This window comes from Bradyrhizobium sp. 142, assembly GCF_023074015.1.
GTDB lineage: Bacteria > Pseudomonadota > Alphaproteobacteria > Rhizobiales > Xanthobacteraceae > Bradyrhizobium.
The window spans coordinates 51,465-70,077 of record NZ_JADPKQ010000502.1 but is presented as its reverse complement, the minus strand read 5'-3'; the positions used below and the strand labels follow the sequence as shown (position 1 = coordinate 70,077).

At 64.6% G+C, this 18,613-nt stretch carries 20 protein-coding genes; 5 read left to right on the top strand and 15 right to left on the bottom strand.

The features are described 5' to 3' along the window. The gene (locus IVA82_RS45220; protein ID WP_247388164.1) at positions 1-1,638 is read left to right on the top strand and encodes an ABC transporter ATP-binding protein; all 1,638 of its coding nucleotides are present in this window, start codon (positions 1-3) and stop codon (positions 1,636-1,638) included. A 51-nt stretch (positions 1,639-1,689) separates the two neighbouring features. Here the strand turns inward: IVA82_RS45220 and IVA82_RS45215 are convergent, their stop codons facing one another. Both IVA82_RS45215 and IVA82_RS45210 read right to left on the bottom strand, forming a co-directional pair. Then, positions 1,690-2,535, bottom strand: a complete 846-nt coding sequence (locus tag IVA82_RS45215; RefSeq protein WP_247388163.1) for an NlpC/P60 family protein — start codon at positions 2,533-2,535, stop codon at positions 1,690-1,692. Next, entirely contained in the window at positions 2,528-3,904 is a 1,377-nt protein-coding gene (locus tag IVA82_RS45210) for a leucyl aminopeptidase family protein (RefSeq protein WP_247388162.1), read from the bottom strand. The genes IVA82_RS45215 and IVA82_RS45210 overlap by 8 nt, the downstream gene beginning before the upstream one ends. Before the next feature lie 200 nt (positions 3,905-4,104). Between IVA82_RS45210 and IVA82_RS45205 the strand changes: the two genes are divergently transcribed. Both IVA82_RS45205 and IVA82_RS45200 read left to right on the top strand, forming a co-directional pair. Beyond that, positions 4,105-4,308 carry a hypothetical protein gene (locus IVA82_RS45205; protein ID WP_247388161.1) on the top strand — a complete coding sequence of 68 codons (204 nt, stop codon included), beginning with the start codon at positions 4,105-4,107 and terminating at the stop codon, positions 4,306-4,308. A gap of 225 nt (positions 4,309-4,533) precedes the next feature. Next, positions 4,534-5,346, top strand: coding sequence for a tetratricopeptide repeat protein (locus IVA82_RS45200; protein ID WP_247388160.1), 813 nt, complete (start codon positions 4,534-4,536; stop codon positions 5,344-5,346). Positions 5,347-5,404: 58 nt separating this feature from the next. On the opposite strand, the gene IVA82_RS45195 is transcribed toward IVA82_RS45200, so the two are convergent. The 10 genes from IVA82_RS45195 to IVA82_RS45150 all read right to left on the bottom strand — a co-directional run bounded on the left by IVA82_RS45195 (position 5,405) and on the right by IVA82_RS45150 (position 14,335). Beyond that, complete coding sequence (locus tag IVA82_RS45195) at positions 5,405-6,379, bottom strand: type II secretion system F family protein (protein ID WP_148739065.1); 975 nt, start codon at positions 6,377-6,379, stop codon at positions 5,405-5,407. 9 nt (positions 6,380-6,388) lie between these two features. Next, complete coding sequence (locus IVA82_RS45190; protein ID WP_247388159.1) at positions 6,389-7,363, bottom strand: type II secretion system F family protein; 975 nt, start codon at positions 7,361-7,363, stop codon at positions 6,389-6,391. Positions 7,364-7,379: 16 nt separating this feature from the next. Beyond that, positions 7,380-8,840, bottom strand: coding sequence for a CpaF family protein (locus tag IVA82_RS45185; protein ID WP_247388158.1), 1,461 nt, complete (start codon positions 8,838-8,840; stop codon positions 7,380-7,382). A gap of 21 nt (positions 8,841-8,861) precedes the next feature. After that, positions 8,862-10,130 (bottom strand): AAA family ATPase, encoded by a 1,269-nt coding sequence (locus tag IVA82_RS45180; RefSeq protein ID WP_148739062.1) that lies wholly within the window; start codon positions 10,128-10,130, stop codon positions 8,862-8,864. Beyond that, complete coding sequence (locus tag IVA82_RS45175) at positions 10,127-10,861, bottom strand: CpaD family pilus assembly protein (protein ID WP_247388157.1); 735 nt, start codon at positions 10,859-10,861, stop codon at positions 10,127-10,129. Before IVA82_RS45175 ends, IVA82_RS45180 begins: the two co-directional genes overlap by 4 nt. A gap of 20 nt (positions 10,862-10,881) precedes the next feature. Further along, positions 10,882-12,357, bottom strand: a complete 1,476-nt coding sequence (locus IVA82_RS45170) for a type II and III secretion system protein family protein (RefSeq protein WP_247388179.1) — start codon at positions 12,355-12,357, stop codon at positions 10,882-10,884. An 11-nt stretch (positions 12,358-12,368) separates the two neighbouring features. Then, positions 12,369-13,172: a Flp pilus assembly protein CpaB gene (gene cpaB, locus IVA82_RS45165; RefSeq protein ID WP_247388156.1), complete on the bottom strand. Its 804-nt coding sequence runs from the start codon at positions 13,170-13,172 to the stop codon at positions 12,369-12,371. A 128-nt stretch (positions 13,173-13,300) separates the two neighbouring features. After that, positions 13,301-13,825, bottom strand: coding sequence for a prepilin peptidase (locus IVA82_RS45160; protein ID WP_247388154.1), 525 nt, complete (start codon positions 13,823-13,825; stop codon positions 13,301-13,303). 128 nt (positions 13,826-13,953) lie between these two features. Beyond that, complete coding sequence (locus IVA82_RS45155; protein ID WP_247388151.1) at positions 13,954-14,100, bottom strand: hypothetical protein; 147 nt, start codon at positions 14,098-14,100, stop codon at positions 13,954-13,956. A gap of 70 nt (positions 14,101-14,170) precedes the next feature. Continuing rightward, entirely contained in the window at positions 14,171-14,335 is a 165-nt protein-coding gene (locus IVA82_RS45150) for a Flp family type IVb pilin (RefSeq protein ID WP_148739057.1), read from the bottom strand. A gap of 266 nt (positions 14,336-14,601) precedes the next feature. Between IVA82_RS45150 and IVA82_RS45145 the strand changes: the two genes are divergently transcribed. Both IVA82_RS45145 and IVA82_RS45140 read left to right on the top strand, forming a co-directional pair. Continuing rightward, positions 14,602-15,429 carry a sterol desaturase family protein gene (locus IVA82_RS45145; RefSeq protein ID WP_247388150.1) on the top strand — a complete coding sequence of 276 codons (828 nt, stop codon included), beginning with the start codon at positions 14,602-14,604 and terminating at the stop codon, positions 15,427-15,429. A 161-nt stretch (positions 15,430-15,590) separates the two neighbouring features. Continuing rightward, complete coding sequence (locus IVA82_RS45140) at positions 15,591-16,085, top strand: pilus assembly protein N-terminal domain-containing protein (protein ID WP_148739055.1); 495 nt, start codon at positions 15,591-15,593, stop codon at positions 16,083-16,085. A gap of 138 nt (positions 16,086-16,223) precedes the next feature. On the opposite strand, the gene IVA82_RS45135 is transcribed toward IVA82_RS45140, so the two are convergent. From IVA82_RS45135 to IVA82_RS45125, 3 genes are all read right to left on the bottom strand, one after another. Next, complete coding sequence (locus tag IVA82_RS45135; RefSeq protein WP_007599788.1) at positions 16,224-16,436, bottom strand: cold-shock protein; 213 nt, start codon at positions 16,434-16,436, stop codon at positions 16,224-16,226. Positions 16,437-16,705: 269 nt separating this feature from the next. Next, positions 16,706-16,990 carry a translation initiation factor IF-1 gene (infA, locus tag IVA82_RS45130; RefSeq protein ID WP_247388149.1) on the bottom strand — a complete coding sequence of 95 codons (285 nt, stop codon included), beginning with the start codon at positions 16,988-16,990 and terminating at the stop codon, positions 16,706-16,708. Positions 16,991-17,014: 24 nt separating this feature from the next. After that, a complete protein-coding gene (locus IVA82_RS45125) occupies positions 17,015-18,583 on the bottom strand; it encodes a DEAD/DEAH box helicase (protein WP_247388147.1) in 1,569 nt (522 codons plus the stop codon). Between the last annotated feature and the right edge of the window lie 30 nt (positions 18,584-18,613).

The window sequence follows — 18,613 nt, the reverse complement described above, 5'->3', positions numbered from 1 at the left end:
ATGGACGCGATCAACCAGCCCCTGCTCGCAGTGAGCGACCTCTCGGTGGCCTTCCACCAGGGCGGCGGCACGACGCTCGCGGTCGACAAGGTCTCGTTTCAGATCAAGCGCGGCGAATGCCTGGCGCTGGTCGGTGAGTCCGGATCCGGCAAATCGGTCAGCGCGCTCTCGATCCTGAAGCTGCTGCCCTATCCGAGCGCCTCGCATCCCTCGGGGAGCATCCGCTTCAAGGGACGCGAGCTGATCGATCAGTCTGAGCAGCAGATGCGGGAGATTCGCGGCAGCGACATCTCCATCATCTTCCAGGAGCCGATGACCTCGCTCAATCCGCTGCACACGATCGAGGCGCAGATCGGCGAGATCATCCAGCTGCACAATCCGACCAGCAACGCGCAGACGCGCGAGCGGACGCTGGAACTGCTGACGCAGGTTGGCATCTCCGAGCCCGAAACGCGGCTCAAAAGCTATCCGCACCAGCTTTCCGGCGGCCAGCGCCAGCGCGTGATGATCGCGATGGCGCTGGCCAACGAGCCGGATCTGTTGATCGCGGACGAGCCGACCACCGCGCTCGACGTCACCGTGCAGGCGCAAATCCTGACGCTGCTTGCCGAAATCCGCGCCCGGCTCGGCATGAGCCTGCTCTTCATCACCCACGACCTCGGCATCGTGCGCCGCATCGCCGACACCGTTTGTGTCATGAAAGGCGGCGAGATCGTCGAGCAGGGGCCGGTCGAGCAGGTCTTCACCGGTCCGAAGCATCCCTATACGCGCGACCTGCTCGCGGCGGAGCCGAAGCCGGATCCGGCGCCACCGCAGCCGAATGCGCCCGTGGTGATGTCGGCCGATGATCTCAAGGTTTGGTTTCCGATCAAGCGCGGGCTGATGCGCAAGACGGTCGGCCACATCAAGGCGGTCGACGGCGTCAGCGTCGTCGTACGCAAGGGCGAGACGCTCGGCGTCGTCGGCGAATCCGGCTCCGGCAAGACCACGCTGGGGCTGGCGCTGCTGCGGCTGATTTCCTCGAACGGACCGATCGTGTTTCTGGGAAAAGACATCCAGGGCTTGCGTTTCGAGGAGATGCGGCCCTTCCGGCGCGACATGCAGATCGTATTCCAGGATCCGTTCGGCTCGCTCAGCCCGCGCATGTCGGTCGCCGATATCATCGCCGAGGGTCTGTCCGTACACCAGCCCAAGCTGTCGCGCGAGGAGCGCGAGGCACGCGTCGTCAAGGCGATCGAAGATGTTGGGCTGAAGCCGGACACCCGTTATCGCTATCCGCACGAGTTCTCCGGCGGCCAGCGCCAACGCATTTCGATCGCGCGCGCGGTGGTGCTGGAGCCGGATTTCGTCGTGCTGGATGAGCCGACCAGTGCGCTCGACATGCTGATCCAGGCGCAGATGGTCGACCTCCTGCGCGAGCTCCAGCGCAAGCGCGACCTGACCTACATGTTCATCTCGCACGACTTGCGCGTCGTTGCTTCGCTCGCCAGCCACCTGATCGTGATGCGGTGCGGCAAGGTGGTCGAGGAGGGCCAGGCTGCCGAGCTCTTCAAGCACCCGAAGACGGATTACACGCGCGCGCTGTTTGCGGCGGCGTTCCGGCTTGAAACCGCGGGAAATGGGGCGTCGGCGACGTAATCCTCTTCACCTCTCCGCACGGGAGAGGTGTTTCCCGTCGCATTTGCGAGACTAACCAAGCCGCTTGATCGCGACGACCTCGCTGCCGGCGTGCCTGATCCGCGCGATCGCCGGCTCGGTCGGCTCGATCACCGTCGCCATGTGATACGCATTGGCGTGAACCATGGTGCTGCCATCGCGGACGATCGCGACGTGGCCCTTCCAGAAGATCAAATCGCCGCGCTGCAGCCTGCCTCTCTCGTGCGGTTCGATCGCGCGGCCGAGACCCGCCTGCTGCATGTCGCTGTCGCGCGGGCAGCCGATGCCTGCTGCCGTCAGCGAGACCTGCACCAGGCCCGAGCAATCGATGCCGAAACTGCTCTTGCCGCCCCAGAGATAGGGCGTGCCGACGAAGCGCTCGGCGACCGCGACGAAATCCGGCTCACGATGATCGAGCGCTGCGAGATGCATCTTCGGCAGATATGTTCCCTCGCTCGTCACGGCAAAACTGCCATCCTCGCGTGTTACCGCGAGCTTCGATCCCAGCACCAGCGTGTCGGCCGGCGGCAGCTTGATCGAGGGGCCAGGGAAGGCGAACGTCCTGAGCGCGGTCACTAGGTGAGTCGGCGCGGCCGAGGGCCGTGCCAGGCCTGCGTCGGGCAGCCAGCCGACATAGCCGTCGCCGCCAAGCTGGCCCCAGGCCCAGCCTTCGCCATTGCGATCGTAGACGGTGACGCGTTCGCCGCGCAGCGCCTGCGTCATCAGCATCGCGTTCGAGGACGGCTGCTCGCGCACCGGCGCGATCGGCTCGATCACTTCGAATTCCTCGCCTGTGGCGAAGCGATCGGCCTGCACCTTGCCTTCGAGATATTTCGCGGCGAGGTCGCCGCGCGCCGGCGTCAGCCGCGGATCATGCATAGCGCTCGCTCAGCAATGTGTAGAGTGCTCGCGCGGCCTGGCATTCGCCGCCCTCGGGCCGTGCCGGCTTTGCCGACGGCGTCCAGCCGTAGATATCGACATGCAGCCAGCTCTTCGCCTGCTCGACGAAGCGCTGCAGGAACAGCGCGCAGGTGATCGAGCCGGCAAAGCCACCCGAGGGTGCGTTGGTGATGGTGGCCGTCTTGGAGTCCAGCCACGCATCGTAGGCCGGCCACAGCGGCATGCGCCACAACGGATCGTTCTCCTTCGCCGCGCAACGCGCGACGTCCGCGGCAAGGGTTTCATCATTGGTGTAAAAGGGCGGTAAATCCGGCCCCAGCGCCACGCGTGCGGCGCCCGTCAGCGTGCCCAGATCGATCAGCAGGTCCGGCATCTCCTCGTCCGCCAGCGCCAGCGCGTCGGCGAGCACCAGGCGGCCCTCCGCGTCGGTGTTGCCGATCTCGACGGTGATGCCCTTGCGCGAGGTGAAGATGTCGAGCGGGCGGAAGGCGTTGCCGGAAACAGCATTCTCTACCGCCGGGATCAGCACGCGCAGCCGGACCTTCAGCTTCGCATCCATCACCATGCGCGCGAGCGCCAGCACGTTGGCGGCGCCGCCCATGTCCTTCTTCATGATCAGCATGCCGCTGGACGGCTTCAGGTCCAGCCCGCCGGTGTCGAAGCAGACGCCCTTGCCGACCAGCGTCACCTTGGGATGGGAGGGATCGCCCCAGCTGATGTCGATCAGCCGCGGGGCGCGGTCCGAAGCCATGCCGACGGCATGGATCAGCGGAAACTTCTGCGTCTTCAAGTCTTCGCCGACGATGCAGGCAAAGGTTGCGCCGAATTCGCCGGCGAGAGCTTGCGCCGCCGCGGCCAGCTCCTCCGGGCCCATGTCGTTCGCCGGCGTGTTGATGAGGTCGCGTGCGAGCATCGCGGCATCCGCGACGCGGCTGATCTCGGCTGCGTCGACGCCGTCCGGCGGCACCAGCCGGACCTCGGGGCGGTCTGCCTTCCGGTACCGGGCGAAGCGGTAGCTGCCGAGCGCAAAGGCGAGCGCAGCCAGTCGTGCATCGTGCGGTGCATTGGCAAAGCGATAGGTGCCTGGCGGCAACAGGCCCGGCAGAGCGCCCGGCCGGAACAGGTCGCGCGATCTGGCGCCGTCATCCTCGATGCCGAATAAAATCTGCGCGATCGTGCCGTCGGGCGCAGGCAGCGCGAGGTAGCCGCCCGGCTTGGCGGCAAAGGCGCTGGCGGTCGCGAACTGGCGTTGCGATGGCGGCAGTGCCTCGCGGACCGCGTCCCAGTTCGACTTGGTGACGAAGGTGATCGGGATGGCGGTGGACGAGGTCTCGAAGACAGAAGGCATTGGCGGGTCCGGATCGTCACATCAGCAGGTCATTCGCTCGGAGGATACTTCGCAGAGTTTTGCCGCGCCAGCAATCGGCTTGGCGGTCACCCGTCGAGCGCTACTCGCAGGGGAGGGGACATGCTAGGTTCCGACAACGGTGGCCAGGTGCGCAGAGATCGTCGACCACCGCAGACGAAGCGTGCCGGGAGGAAGTCGTAATGGACGTTGTGTGGAGCGTGGTCACATTCATGGGTCAGGCCGTCGAGGCGGTTTTTAGCTATGTCGAGCATCACCATTGGATCTTCGCGTTCCTCGCCGGTGGCTACGTCTTCTATCTGCACGACCGTTCGGTCCACGCGCGGTTCGATGCGCTCGACAAGCGCATCGACGAAATCCGCAAGCGCCTCGCGATCGAATATTGACCGGACCGGCGAAACCATCTTCGGAGGCTCTCGTGTCTCAGCCGAGGGCTGACGTTCACGCGCGCGCGCGGCCGCAGGCTTTACCAGCGCGTCGGTTGTGGCTGCAGTCGGAGTGCTGTTGAGCTGGTTGACCGAGCAAGCAGCCGGGCATTAACCGGCCGTTAGGGTTAACAGTCTATTGCTGACGCGTTCGGCTCGATCAATTGGCTCGAGAGTCAAAGCGTCATGCGTCAACGGTTCAGTCTTGCCCGGCTTCTTGCGTCCATCTCGCTGATCGCGGCGGTGGCGGTCGGCCTCGGCGGCTGCACGGCCATGTCGAAGCTCTCCGATGTCACCGGCTCGGTCGCATCGCGTGCGGAAGCCGCTCCCACCGATCCCGCGCGCGCCGCCGAAGTCTATGGCGAGCGCTATCGTGCCAATCCCAAGGACGCCGACGCCGCGCTTGCCTATGGCCAGGCGCTGCGCGCAAACGGTCAGCGCGCCCAGGCCGCTGCGGTGCTGGAGCAGGCGACCATCGCCAATCCCGGCAACAAGGCACTGCTCGCCCAATACGGCCGTGCGCTCGCCGACAATGGCAATTTCCAGCAAGCCTTCGACGTGCTGTCGAAGGCCCATTCACCCGACAATCCGGACTGGCGCCTGCTCTCGGTGCAGGGCACTGCACTCGACCAGATGGGCCGTCACGCCGAGGCGCGCTCCTACTATGCGAGCGCGCTGAAGATCGCTCCGGATGATCCCGGCGTGCTCTCCAATCTCGGCCTGTCCTACATGCTGTCGAAGGACCTGCCAAAGGCTGAAGAGGCGCTGCGGCAGGCTTATGTCTCGCCGCGTGCGAGTGGCCGGGTGCGGCAGAATCTCGGCCTTGTCGTCGGCCTCCAGGGCCGCTTCGCCGAAGCCGAGACCATCGTGAAGGCGGACCTGCCGCCGGATCAGGCCGCAGCCAATGTCGCATATCTCAAGGACATGCTGAGCCGCAGCGACGCCCCGCGCCGCGCAGCGAAGCGGACGCCGGTCGCCTCGCTCAGCCAGCCCGACTGATCAGACCTGATCTTGCAATCTTGAGGTCGCGCGCGGACCGCGTGCGGTCCGCTTTGTGTCAGTGCAGCTCCGAGATCTTGATGCCGGTCGGTCCGAGAATGACGACGAACAACACTGGCAGGAAGAACAGGATCATCGGCACCGTTAGCTTTGGCGGCAGCGCGGCGGCCTTCTTTTCCGCTTCGTTCATGCGCATGTCGCGGTTCTCCTGCGCCATGACGCGCAAGGAATGGCCAAGCGGCGTGCCGTAGCGCTCGGCCTGCTGAAGCGCAAGACACACCGATTTGACGCCTTCGAGCCCGGTGCGCCGCGCCAGATTCTCATAAGCCACCTTGCGGTCCTGCAAATAAGACAGCTCGGCCGTCGTCAGCGTGAACTCCTCCGACAGTGCGATCGACTGGCCGACGATCTCGGTGGCGACTTTCCTGAACGCCATTTCGACCGACATGCCGGATTCGATGCAGATCAGGAGGAGGTCGAGCGCATCGGGGAAAGCGCGCTTGATCGAGAGTTGACGCTTGGAGATCGCGTTCTTGAGGAACAGCATCGGCGCCTGGAGGCCGAGATAGGCCGCGCCAACGCACATGCCGATCTTGATCGGCAGCGACTGCTGCAGATGCGCGATCAGGAATACGTACAAGGTTGAGCCGACGAACAGGACCAGCGGCGCCACCATGCGGGCAAACAGAAAGGTGACGTAAGGCGCCTGCCCGCGATAGCCCGCCATGATGAGCTTGTCGCGCGCGGCTTCTTGGGCGAGCCATTTGGTAAGGTTGAAGTCCTCGACGACGCGGGAGACGAGCTGCTTCGGCGTCTGGCGCAGCGACACCTTCTCGTTCCTGTTAAGGCGTTCGCGCTCGCGCTGCCGGATGCGTTCGCGCTCGCTCGCCACCGCCTTCATGCGCTTGGAGAGGCCTTCGCCGGCGAACAGCGGCATCACCAGCGTATAGACGGTGGCGCTGGCGGCGATGGCCGCCAGCATCATAGTCATGAAGCGGACGTCATGCAGTTTCGAAACGAGGAATTCGACCATACGGCACCGTCAGAAATCGAAGTTGATCATCTTCTTCATCACCATGATGCCGATCGACATCCAGACGACGCAGGCGACCAGCATGAGCTGGCCGGTGGGATGGGTCCACAGCAGCGAGATGTATTGTGGCGTCGAGAGATAGACGAGGAACATCACGATCGGCGGCAGCGATCCGATGATGCCGGCCGATGCCTTGGCTTCCATCGACATCGCCTGGATCTTTTCCCTCATCTTCTTGCGGTCGCGCAGCACCTTGGAGAGGTTGCCGAGGGCTTCGGAGAGGTTGCCGCCGGACTTCTGCTGGATCGAGATGACGATGCCGAAGAAGTTGGCTTCCGGCAGCGGCATGCGGTCATAGAGCCGCGAGCAGGCCTCGCCGAGCGGCATGCCGATCGCCTGGGTCTCGATGATCGCGAGGAATTCGCTGCGCAGCGGTTCCGGTGCATCGGCGGCGACGACCTTGATCGATTCGAACAGCGGCAGTCCCGCCTTGATGCCGCGGACGATTACGTCGACCGCGTCGGGCAGTGCTTTCAGGAATTTGTCTTCGCGACGCTTTTTCAGGAAGCCGAGCGCCCACCGCGGCAGGCCGAACCCGCCGGCAAAGGCGAGGCCGCCGGCGCCGAGCAGCCCGCCCCCGACGAACAGGGCGATGGCGAACAGCACGCCCGCCACGACGGCGGACGCGATCCAGAATTTTTGCGGCGCCCAGTCGAGTCCCGCCTGCGACAGGCGGACGTTGAGCGGAACGCTCTTCTCCTGCTGGCGCCGCGCCTCAAGATCCTTGAGCGACGTCTCGACCTGCTCACGGCGCGAACGCTGGGTCTTCTCGGTCTTGGCTGCGGGCGCGTCGGCGCGCGCGATCGAGGCGCGGCGGCTTTCTGCCTTCCGCTCGCCGGACAGCAACGGATAAAGGAAAACCCAGCCGATACCGCCGACGGCGGCGGCGGCAAGAAACGCGAGAGCGAGGACCTGCATGTTCATGACCGTGCTGACCTGCTCATGTCGTCGGCGCCACTTCCGCCGCGTCGAGCGCAGCAGCAAGGCGCTTCTCGTCGCCGTAATAGCGGGCGCGTTCCCAGAACTTAGGGCGGCCGATGCCGGTCGAGCGGTGCCGGCCGATGATCTTGCCGTTGGCGTCCTCGCCGACCATGTCGTAGAGGAAGATGTCTTGGGTGATGATGGTGTCGCCCTCCATGCCCATCACCTCGGTGATGTGGGTGATGCGGCGCGAACCGTCGCGCAGGCGCGCGGCCTGGACGATGACGTCGATCGAGGCGCAGATCATCTCACGGATGGTCCGCGAAGGCAGCGAAAAGCCGCCCATCGTGATCATGGATTCGCAGCGCGACAGCGCCTCGCGCGGGTTGTTGGCGTGCAGCGTCCCCATCGAGCCATCGTGGCCGGTGTTCATGGCCTGCAGCAGGTCGAACGCCTCGGGGCCGCGGACTTCGCCGACGATGATGCGCTCAGGACGCATGCGCAGGCAGTTGCGCACCAATTCGCGCATGGTGACCTGGCCTTCGCCTTCGATGTTGGGCGGGCGGGTTTCGAGCCGCACGACGTGGGGCTGTTGCAGCTGCAGTTCGGCCGCGTCCTCGCAGGTGATGACGCGCTCGTCGTGCTCGATGTAATTGGTCAGACAGTTGAGCAGCGTGGTCTTGCCCGAGCCGGTACCGCCGGAGATCAGCACGTTACAGCGGACGCGGCCGATGATCTGCAGGATTTCCGCGCCCTCCGGCGAGATTGCGCCGAACTTGACGAGCTGATCCAGCGTCAGCTTGTCCTTCTTGAACTTGCGGATGGTGAGCGTCGGCCCGTCGATCGACAGCGGCGGCACGATGGCGTTGACGCGGGAGCCGTCGGCGAGGCGCGCGTCGCAGATCGGCGAGGATTCATCGACGCGCCGGCCGACCTGGCTGACGATGCGCTGGCAGATGTTGAGGAGCTGCTGGTTGTCGCGGAAGCGAATGCCCGTGCGTTGGATCTTGCCGGCGACTTCGATGTAGACGGTGTTGGCGCCGTTGACCATGATGTCGGCGATGTCGTCGCGCGACAACAGCGGCTCGAGCGGGCCGTAGCCGAGAACGTCGTTGCAGATGTCGTCGAGCAGCTCTTCCTGCTCGGCGATCGACATCACGATGTTCTTGATCGCGATGATCTCGTTGACGATGTCGCGGATTTCCTCGCGCGCCGACTCGGAGTCCAGTTTGGCGAGCTGGGCGAGGTCGATGGCCTCGATCAGCGCGCCGAAGATGGTCGCTTTGACCTCGTAGTAATTGTCCGAGCGACGGCTCTCCAGGGCCGGCGCAGGCCTGGTGGGGGCGAGCGGCGGCGAGGCGACGGCCGGCGGGGGCGCGCGTGACACCACGGGCGCCGGAGCCGGGGCAGGCTCTGGCGACGCGGCGCCGGGCTTCGGGGCCCGAGGGTCGGTGTCTGTTCCGCTACGCTTACCGAACACTTAACAACTCCATGCGGCGGCTTATTTTCCCCGCAACTTCTCAATCAGGGGTGAAAGGAAGGACGACTTTTGCTTCTTGGTCTCGCTGCGGCCGGTCAGGCGCTGGGCGATCTGAAGGAACATCTCGATCGATTTGTGGTTGGCCGAGATCTCCGCGATCATCTGACCGTTATTGGCCGCCGAACCGAAGATCTGCGGCTCGAACGGGATCGAGACGACCGGCTGGCTCTCGATCGCCTTGGCAAACTCGGCGGCGGCGATCTCGGGCCGTTTCGGCACACCGACCTGATTCAGGCAGTAGAGCGGCGGCCGGTCGTTGGGGCGTGCGGCCTTCAGCAGATCGAATAGGTTCTTGGTGTTGCGCAGGTTGGCCAGATCAGGCGCGGCCACGATCAGGATATCGTCCGCCCCGATCAGGGCGCGCTTGGTCCAGCCGGACCACTGGTGGGGAATGTCGAGCACGATGCAGGGCATGGTCGAACGCAGCGTGTCGAACACGGAGTCGAAGGCGTCGGTGCCGAAATCATAGACCCGATCGAGCGTCGCCGGCGCCGCCAGGAGGCTGAGGTGGTCCGTGCACTTCGACAGCAGGCGGTCGATGAAGGCGGTATCGACGCGGTCGGGCGAGAACACGGCGTCCGCTATGCCTTGCGGCGGATCCTGGTTGTAGTCGAGCCCAGCGGTGCCGAAGGCGAGGTCGAGATCGGCGACCACCGCGTCCATAGCAAGGTCGCGCGCGATTGCCCAGGCGACGTTGTGGGACACGGTGGAGGAACCGACGCCGCCCTTGGCGCCGACGACAGCAATGATGCGTCCGACCGCCTTGGCTTCCGGCGCGGAGAACAGGTTGCAGATCGAGCGCACGACATCGATGGCGCCGACCGGACCGAGCACGTAGTCGCTGACGCCGCGGCGGACCAGCTCGCGGTAGAGCGTGACGTCGTTGATGCGGCCGATCACGACCACGCGGGTACCGGCGTCGCAGACGGTGGCGAGGTGGTCGAGGCCCGTCAGGAGGTCGTTGCGTCCGTCGCTCTCGAGCACGATCACGTTCGGCGTGGGCGCAGAGCGATAGGCCTCGATCGCGGCCGCCATGCCGCCCATCTGGATCTTCAAATGGGCCTTGCCGAGACGGCGATCCTCGCCGGCCGACTGCACGGCGGCAGCGGTCTCCACGGTTTCGCAGAACGCCTGGACCGAGACGCGCGGCGCGGGCGCGATGTGCTCCTCGGCAGGCGGAGACGGAGTTTCCGGCTGCTCTTCTTGAGTCTGGCGAGCGTAGCTGATCATTTGCCGGTGTCGCTGAGTTTGGCCTTGTCGGCCTCGGGATAGGACACCGCTGTCGGCGCCCCCTTGCGATACTTCTCGAAGGCGGCGTTGCGCCGTGGCGTGTAGGAAGGTGTCTCAGGCCGCGGCTGCTCGAGGTCCGACGGATTGTCGACCATCGCCGCGAGATTGCGCTGATAGGCGCAGCCGAAATTGTAATATTGCTTGTTCTCGAACCAGCTCTTGTTCTTCATCGAGGGACCGATGTCCTCCGGCCACAGCCCGCACGGGCCTGCGACCGCGGCGATCTTGGAATAGGTGAGCCGGATCGGCGGGAGGAAGCGCTTGTCTTCCGGCTGATATGGGCGAACCGTGATGCCGCGCGGCGGAACGCCAGCCGCTGCCAGCATCGCCTGGATCTCACGCATCGTCTCCGCCACGGGATGCGCGTTGGGCGTGCCGGACGGTGCGTCGATATGGATGGCGCCGGTACCTTCGTGCAGCCAGGTCGACGCCACGCCCATCACGTCGGCGCGCTGGGCGGCAGTCAGCCCGCCGCGGGCGTGGCCGACGAAGACGACGATCGAGCGGTTCTGCTCCTCGATCGCGATCGGGTGGCGCTGCTTGTAGTCGTCGGGAATGGAGGCGGTGGCGACCTCGTCATGCTGGCAGCCGCCGAGCGCGAGAGCGATACCGACGAGCGCGCCACCGAAGCCGATGGCGCGTTTGCGAATCTGGGGTGGTCTTATAATCATAACGAAGTCCCCGTTCCGCCTCAATCGGTGATGAAGCCGTAGGTGCCGCGGTAATTCCGGCCCAGTTCGGTCCGGCCAGGCACGCCGTAGAGGCGGTTGATGTTGCCGAGCAGATCGGCCTGCGGATCCGCGGGCGCTGCAAAGCCGTCATCCGGACGCGATAGATCCTTCTGCGCCACCGCTCGTACGATGTAGGGCGTGACGATGACGACCAGCTCGGTCGCGTTGTTGACGAAGTCGCGGCTGCGGAACAGCGCGCCGAGGACTGGAAGCTGCGTCAGGCCCGGCAATCCGCTGACTGCCTGCTTGGTCTGCTCCTGGATCAGCCCGGCCATCGCCATCGCGCCGCCGGACGGAATCTCCAGCGAGGTCTCCGCGCGGCGGGTCTTGATCGAGGGCACGGTCAGCGAGTTCACCGAGCTCGATGTCACGGCCTGCGACAGCGTGATCGCGTTTTCGTTGGACAATTCGGACACTTCCGTCATCACCCGCAGGCTGATCTTGCCTTCGCTCAGCACCACGGGGGTGAAGTTGAGCGAGATGCCGAACTTCTTGAAGCTGATCTGGGTGGTACAGACGTGCGTGGTGGGATCGCAGGCATAGCCTGCCGGCACCGGGAATTCACCGCCGGCGATGAAGGTCGCCGACTCGCCGGAGATCGCGGTCAGGTTCGGCTCGGCCAGCGTGCGGATCACACCGGCGGATTCCATTGCGCGGAGCGTCGCCTGCACCGACGGGGTCGCGCCGAATTTCGTGGTCAGATTGTTGCCGTCGACGAGATTCTTGCCAAGGGCTGTAAACGGGTTGGCGTTGGTGAAGCTCACCACCGACGTGCCGTAGTTGAGGTTCGCGGAGAGGTCGATGCCGAGTTGCTTGATGATGCTGCGGGCGACTTCGGCGACCGTCACCTTCAGCATGACCTGGTCACGGCCGCGGACCACGATCGAGTTCACCACCTTGTCGGCGCCGCCCGCGAGCCGCGCGGCGAGATCGTTGGCCTGCTGCGCTTCCAGCGGATTCACCGCCGAACCGGTCAGGACGACGCCGTCGCCGAGGCCGTCGATCTGGATGTCGGAATTGGGCAGGATCTGCTTCAGTGCGGCCCGCGCGCCGTTGAGATCGCGCTTGACCGCGATATCATAGGCCGCGATCTGCTGGCCGGCGGAATCGAAGAACACGATGTTGGTCTGGCCGACCGACGCGCCGATGATGTAGGCGCGCTGTGCCGAGCGGACCACTGCATTGGCGATCTTGGGATCGGCGACGAGCACGTCCTTGATGTCGCGCGGCAGGTCGATCACGATCGACTTGCCGATGCCGAGCGAGAGGAAGCGCGCGTTCATCTGGCCGTCGGCCGCGACCGGGGCCACGGGGCGGTAGTCGGCGGCGATGACCGGCACCAGCGCCGGATTGAGAGTCAGCGCGAGAGTGGCCGAAAACGACAGACTGCGGACCAGGGAGGTTCGCATCGTCGACGATTTTGCCCCACATTTCATATCGACTGCCCTCATCGTGCCTTCGCCGCCTGGCTTAGGACGCCGTAGCGAATGACCGAGATGCCGTCTCCGCGTGGCTTTTGCGTTTCGTCCAGCGTGTTGTCGCTCATCTTGACGTCGGCAATGCTGCGCAACGCCAGTGACAGTGTGCCGCTCTGGCGGGCGGCGGAAAGGGTCGAGGTCTGCTGGGGATTGAGTTCGAGGGTAACGGTCTTGCCGACCACCGAGTTCTGACCGTCCTTCTCCTTCGGCGCCTGGTCGATGGCTAGCACGCGGATATTGACCAGGATGATCTCGGACGAGACGATGTCAGGGGCGCCGGAGCTCTGGTCCGGATTCTTGAGGCGTCGGGTCAGGAGCACGTCGACGCGATCGTTGGGCAGGATGAAGCCGCCGGCGCCGGTCTCGGGAGAGATTTCGGTGGAGATGGCACGCATTCCGCTCGGGAGGATCGCGGCCATAAAGCCGGAGCCCTCGGCTTTGACCAGCTTCTGGTCGCGGATCGGCTCACCCTGAATGAAGGGGGCGCGCGCGATCGAGCCCGTGACCTGGGTCACGCCCTCGGGACGTTCGTTGCGGCGGATGAAAGTGGCGCTGGCGGTTGCTGAGGGCCAGGTCTGCCATTGCACGTCTTCCGGCTTGACGGTCTGACCGAGGCCGATGTCGTTCTTGGCCACCAGCACGTCGACGGTCGGAAGCTGCGCGACCGGAGCTGCCGGAGGCGGCGCAGAATTGTCCGAACCGCTCGCCAGGTACGCGGCGACGCCGCCGGCGCAGATGGCGACCGTCAGGACGACAATGCGTGCCCTATTCATACGCTCACTTTCCAACTAAACGCCGCGACGCTTCCGCCGCCGTAATCGGCAGTTGACCAGCTATTCGTCAAAGCATGGTTAATGAGGCGTATCTAAATCGCCTTGACGCCGGGTTGATCCCGGTGCGTTCAGCGCAGTGCGAGGTGAGCGAGGTCGATCGCTTTCACCCATTCGGTCTCCGGGTAGACCATCAGCGCGCTCAGCGCGAGCGCAATGCCGTAGGGAATGCCGCTCTCCTTGGCGTGCAGCCGGGCGAGCCAGGCCTGGCCCGCAAGCCCGTAGGGCAGCGGCCATTGCCGGAATTGGAGCAGAAGCAGCGTCAGCACCCCGCCGAAAAGCGAGGCGTAGAGCAGGAAGTTCATCAATTGCGCGAAGCCGAACCACAGCGCGACGGAGGCCGCGACCTTCGCGTCGCCGCCGCCGACCCAGCCCATTGCAAAGCAGCTGAAGGCCACGACCAGGACAAGCGCGCCGGCGCCGACATGGCTCACCATGTCGTAAGGTGCCATGCCACCGGCAATGGCGAGTGCGAAGAAGCCCGCACCGAGCGCCAGCGACACGCGGTTCGAGATGGTCATCGTGAAGAGGTCGCTCGCAGCGGCGAATGCCATCAGGGCCGGAAACAGCATAAGGCGCGCAAGGTCGAGGATCATGGGCTGCGTCTTGAGGCCTGGGTTTGTCGCCGGATCGGGGCGTCGCCGGCAATGCTAGCCGGCAGTGCTAAACAAACCGACAATGGCGACAGCAGCTTTGGGGTCGGAGCTCGCCGCCGGGGACTCTCTCACCAGAGGCTGGCAATGCGCGCGGCGAGCGCGACCATCGCAAGCAGCAGCGCAAGGCAGACCCAATATGTCGGCGCCTCGGTCCGCGCCGCGTCTGCCTGGCTTGCCGCAAATGCGGCATCGGTTCTGTATTTTCGCAACGCCACTGGAACTCGCCGTGTCCGAAAACACAAAGGCCCCGGAGGTCCGGGGCTTTTGCCGTCGTGCGTCGGTCGCTTACTTCAGCGACGAACTGATCGAGGTGAACTTGGCATTCAGCGTGGTGCCGAGATTGTTGACGACGGTGATGATGGCCAGCGCGATGCCGGCGGCGATCAGGCCGTATTCGATGGCGGTGGCGCCGGACTCATCCTTCACGAAACGCGCGATCAGGTTGTTCATGAACTAAACTCCATCTGGGGTGGGGTCGCCTCATCGGCGCTATTGACGCGATGACCATGAGAGCCGAGCTCTTTCGGTAGAGTTAATTCAGCCCGGGAAACCCGGCGTCTGCGCGGTGCTTTTGGCCAGAGTGAATTTCGCCTTAAGACGGCAGTTGCAATTCGCTCGTGCTCGGAATGCGCTGCTGGTGCACGGCGAACTTCACCCTCCCTTAAATCTAGCGGAGTAGGCCTAGAGGAGACCAGGAATTCGGAAGCGAGGCGACGATGTCGAGCCTACCCATGCAGGTTGCCCTGATGCTCGGCGAGACCATCGAGAAGGTGATCCCCATTACCTTCGGGCTGGCGGTGGTCTTCACGGTGCTCGAGCATTTCTGGGCCTGCAATCCCGGCGCGCCGTGGTGGCGAAAGCGGGAAATCATCACCGACATCTGCTATTGGTTCTTCGTTCCGGTGTTCGCCCGCACCATGCGGATTGGGCTCTTGATCGTCGGCGCAGGCGTCGTCTTCAATATCCACGACGCCGACGATCTCATCGCCTTCTACGACAATGGTCATGGCCCGCTGTCGCAGCTGCCGCTCTGGGTACAGGGCGTGCTGTTTGTGGTTCTGGCCGATTTCATGCTGTACTGGCTGCACCGGCTGTTTCACGGCGGCGGGTTCTGGAAGTACCACGCGATCCATCACTCCTCGGAGGAGCTGGGCTGGATTTCGGCGGCCCGCTTCCATCCCGTCAATCTCGTGCTTGGCACGATCGGTGTCGACGTCGTGTTGCTGATGGCCGGCATTTCCCCGAACGTCATGATCTGGGTCGGCCCGTTCACCACCTTCCACTCGGCCTTCGTGCACGCCAACCTGAACTGGACCTTCGGGCCGTTCAGATATTTGCTGGCGACACCGGTGTTCCACCGCTGGCATCACACGTCGCTCGAAGTGGGCGGCGACACCAATTTCGCCGGAACGTTTCCGATCTGGGACATGATGTTCGGCACCTTCCGCATGCCGGCGGGTGAATTGCCGCAGGACTACGGCAAGGACGAAGCGACCATGCCGAAGGAGATTGCGGGCCAGCTCGCCTATCCGTTCCGCCGCTAGGACCGGATACGGGCCTTGAGGCCGCAAAACGCCGGTCAGTTCAAACAATAGTCGGCGAGTTTGCGGAACGTTCACGAATTGAGGGCAGGCTAGCCGTGTCGGGCGCCGGCTCCGCTTTCCGAATCGTTTCTGCCGGTTTGTGACGTCCCGGGAGTAAGTGTATGCGTAAAGAGTTGCTGCGCCGCCGCGCGCGCGTCTGCCTTCTGGTTGCGGCCGCAGTGCTGGCGTCGCCAGCCGCTGGCCAAGCCGAGTCCACCGCCGACGCCATCGCCGTCAATGTCGACCAGGCCAAGCTGGTGCGGCTGCCCGGCAAAGTGGCGACCATTGTGGTCGGCAATCCCCTGATCGCTGACGTCACGCTCCAGCCTGGCGGCATGATCGTCGTGACCGGGAAAGGCTATGGCGCCACCAATTTCGTCGCGCTGGACCGCGGCGGTGAGATTCTGGTCGATCGCCAGATCCAGGTCGAAGGTCCGAGCGACCGGCTCGTCACCGTTTATCGCGGGATCGAGCGCGAGTCCTATAGCTGTATGCCGATCTGCCAGCGCCGCGTGACGCTCGGCGATAGCGATGCGTACTTCAACAACACGATGAACCAGGCCGGTTCGTTGAGCAGCAATGCCAGCAACGGCGGCGCAGCCGCCAAGACGAACTAGCAAGACGAACTAGCAAGACGAACTAAACTAGCAAGAGCGCGGCCGCTCGTTCCAACATGAAAAAGGCCGTGCATTACGCACGGCCTTTCCCTTGGGCTTGTTCGCTCGGCCCGATCCAGGTCGAAGGCGGGGGCTGGCTCAGCCGGCGGAGCGAAGATTGTCGGCGGCCGACTTACCCGACCGGCGATCGGCCACGATCTCGTACGAGATCTTCTGGCCTTCGCGCAGCGTGCCGAGGCCTGCGCGCTCGACGGCGCTGATGTGTACGAACACGTCCTGGCCGCCGTCGTCGGGCTGAATGAAGCCAAAGCCCTTGGTCGCGTTAAACCACTTCACGGTTCCCATGCTCACGGGGGTAGTTCCTTCTCAGATAACACAATGTAAGAGCCTGCTCGCGCAGGCAGGTTAGATCGAATTTTTGGAAGGGTCGTCAGCGTGTCTGAACCGGCTGTACCGGTGGATGCCAATGTCGTCCGGCCGAAAATCGATAAGTTGATTTTATTGGAATTAAGACGCCAAAACAATCCTGCGCGCACGATTTTTTGATCCGCCGCGGTTTGCGCGGCGGACCAGCATGCAGGTCAGCATTTTAATTCCGCAATTGCGTGCGGATGGATCACTTAGCGTCGGCGGAACTGGCCACCCGCCCCGCGCCGCGGCGGTCCACTGGACGTGGAGGGACGTTCGTCCTTGTGACGGAAAATCAGCCGGCCCTTTTCGAGGTCGTAGGGCGACATTTCCACCGTCACGCGGTCGCCCGCCAACGTCTTGATGCGGTTCTTCTTCATCTTGCCGGCGGTGTAGGCAACGATCTCGTGCCCGGCGTCGAGCTGCACACGGTAACGCGCGTCGGGGAGGATTTCAGTGACCAGTCCTTCGAACTGGATCAGCTCTTCCTTAGCCATGAATTACTCCAGGTCGATGGTCGGCTAATTCGAATAGGGTTTGCGGGTCGGTTGGCCCATCGGCCGACTCTCGCGGCGCAAAAAGGCCACGCCTTGTATCCCATCAGGCTTGCCTGCGCTATGCGCCGAACGCTGTTCCGGTCGGTCGGTTGACGATGAGTGCATTTTTCCACCGGACTGGCGGCGGCGAGATCCCTTGGCGGCGTTCTGGCTGCTGCCGGGCCGTCCGTCAACATGCCGGCCTTCACCGTGCCGACCTTCGCCGGGCCTTCCATCGCCCTGCTTGCCGGCGCTATGCCGTCCGTCACTACGCCTTTCGTCGGCGCGTCGGCCCTCGCCGTTGCGTCCCTCACCATGCCTTGCGCCTTGCGGGCGTTGGCCCGGGCGGCCCGGGCGTCCCTGCCGCTGCTGTGAGGCGGCTGGGCCCGCATCGTTGCGCCCTGCGTCCGTGCGGTGGTCCTCCCGCGGCAGCGCCACGCGGATCAGCCGCTCGATGTCGCGCAGATAACCGAGCTCCTCACCGCCTGCGACCAGCGAGATCGCGGTGCCCTCGGCGCCGGCGCGCGCGGTGCGGCCGATGCGGTGGACATAGGTCTCGGGCACGTTCGGTATGTCGAAATTGATGACGTGGGTAATGCCGTCGACGTCGATGCCGCGGGCGGCGATGTCGGTGGCGACCAGGGTGCGGATCTCGCCGGAGCGGAACTGCGCCAGCGTCCGTTCGCGATGGTTCTGCGACTTGTTGCCATGGATGGCGCTGGCGGCGATGCCGGCCCTCTCGAGCGTCTTCACCACCTTGTCGGCGCCGTGCTTGGTACGGGTGAAAACCAGTGCGCGGTTGATCGGCTCGTCCTTCAGAAGCTTGGTCAGCACGGCGGGCTTGGCCGAGAAGTCGACCTGGATGATGCGCTGATTGATCCGCTCGGCCGTCGAGGACACCGGGGTGACCGCAACGCGGGCGGGGTCACGCAGCATCGCGTCCGCGAGCTCGGCAATGTCCTTGGGCATTGTGGCCGAGAAGAACAGCGTCTGCCGCTTGATCGGCAGCTTGGCGACGATTTTGCGGATGTCATTGATGAAGCCCATGTCGAGCATGCGGTCGGCTTCGTCGAGCACCAGGAATTCGACGCTTGAAAGCTTAAGCCCGTTGCTCTGCACGAGATCGAGCAGGCGGCCGGGGGTCGCGACCAGCACGTCGACGCCCGGCATGAGCGCGCGGACCTGGCGCCCCATCGGCACACCGCCGATCGCGAGCGTCGAGGCAAGGCGAACGTGGCGGCCATAGGCGTTGAAGCTGTCGAGGATCTGGCCGGACAGTTCGCGGGTGGGCGAGAGCACCAGCACCCGGCAGGTCTTGGGCTGCGGCTTGATGCGATTCTCGAGCAGGCGATGCAGGATCGGCAGCGCGAAGGACGCAGTCTTGCCGGTTCCGGTCTGGGCGATGCCGACCACGTCCCGGCCGGTCAATGCCAACGGGATGGTCTGGGCCTGGATGGGGGTGGGCGTGACGTACTTCTCTTCGGTGAGAGCACGCGAAATGGGTTCGGCGAGGCCGAAATCCTGAAACGAAGTCAAAAGGTGGGTTCTTTCCATGTCAAAAGCGGGCGCCCGGCGCAGTCTGCG

Excerpts from the sequence above, each read along its gene's own strand:
- IVA82_RS45170 (WP_247388179.1), bottom strand. The coding sequence starts at position 12,357 with ATGAAATGTGGGGCAAAATCGTCGACGATGCGAACCTCCCTGGTCCGC.
- IVA82_RS45195 (WP_148739065.1), bottom strand. The coding sequence starts at position 6,379 with ATGGTCGAATTCCTCGTTTCGAAACTGCATGACGTCCGCTTCATGACT.
- IVA82_RS45210 (WP_247388162.1), bottom strand. The coding sequence starts at position 3,904 with ATGCCTTCTGTCTTCGAGACCTCGTCCACCGCCATCCCGATCACCTTC.
- IVA82_RS45175 (WP_247388157.1), bottom strand. The coding sequence starts at position 10,861 with ATGATTATAAGACCACCCCAGATTCGCAAACGCGCCATCGGCTTCGGT.
- infA (WP_247388149.1), bottom strand. The coding sequence starts at position 16,990 with ATGGCTAAGGAAGAGCTGATCCAGTTCGAAGGACTGGTCACTGAAATC.
- IVA82_RS45190 (WP_247388159.1), bottom strand. The coding sequence starts at position 7,363 with ATGAACATGCAGGTCCTCGCTCTCGCGTTTCTTGCCGCCGCCGCCGTC.
- IVA82_RS45205 (WP_247388161.1), top strand. The coding sequence starts at position 4,105 with ATGGACGTTGTGTGGAGCGTGGTCACATTCATGGGTCAGGCCGTCGAG.
- IVA82_RS45180 (WP_148739062.1), bottom strand. The coding sequence starts at position 10,130 with ATGATCAGCTACGCTCGCCAGACTCAAGAAGAGCAGCCGGAAACTCCG.
- IVA82_RS45140 (WP_148739055.1), top strand. The coding sequence starts at position 15,591 with ATGCGTAAAGAGTTGCTGCGCCGCCGCGCGCGCGTCTGCCTTCTGGTT.
- IVA82_RS45220 (WP_247388164.1), top strand. The coding sequence starts at position 1 with ATGGACGCGATCAACCAGCCCCTGCTCGCAGTGAGCGACCTCTCGGTG.
- IVA82_RS45200 (WP_247388160.1), top strand. The coding sequence starts at position 4,534 with ATGCGTCAACGGTTCAGTCTTGCCCGGCTTCTTGCGTCCATCTCGCTG.
- IVA82_RS45160 (WP_247388154.1), bottom strand. The coding sequence starts at position 13,825 with ATGATCCTCGACCTTGCGCGCCTTATGCTGTTTCCGGCCCTGATGGCA.
- IVA82_RS45215 (WP_247388163.1), bottom strand. The coding sequence starts at position 2,535 with ATGCATGATCCGCGGCTGACGCCGGCGCGCGGCGACCTCGCCGCGAAA.
- cpaB (WP_247388156.1), bottom strand. The coding sequence starts at position 13,172 with ATGAATAGGGCACGCATTGTCGTCCTGACGGTCGCCATCTGCGCCGGC.
- IVA82_RS45125 (WP_247388147.1), bottom strand. The coding sequence starts at position 18,583 with ATGGAAAGAACCCACCTTTTGACTTCGTTTCAGGATTTCGGCCTCGCC.
- IVA82_RS45145 (WP_247388150.1), top strand. The coding sequence starts at position 14,602 with ATGTCGAGCCTACCCATGCAGGTTGCCCTGATGCTCGGCGAGACCATC.
- IVA82_RS45150 (WP_148739057.1), bottom strand. The coding sequence starts at position 14,335 with ATGAACAACCTGATCGCGCGTTTCGTGAAGGATGAGTCCGGCGCCACC.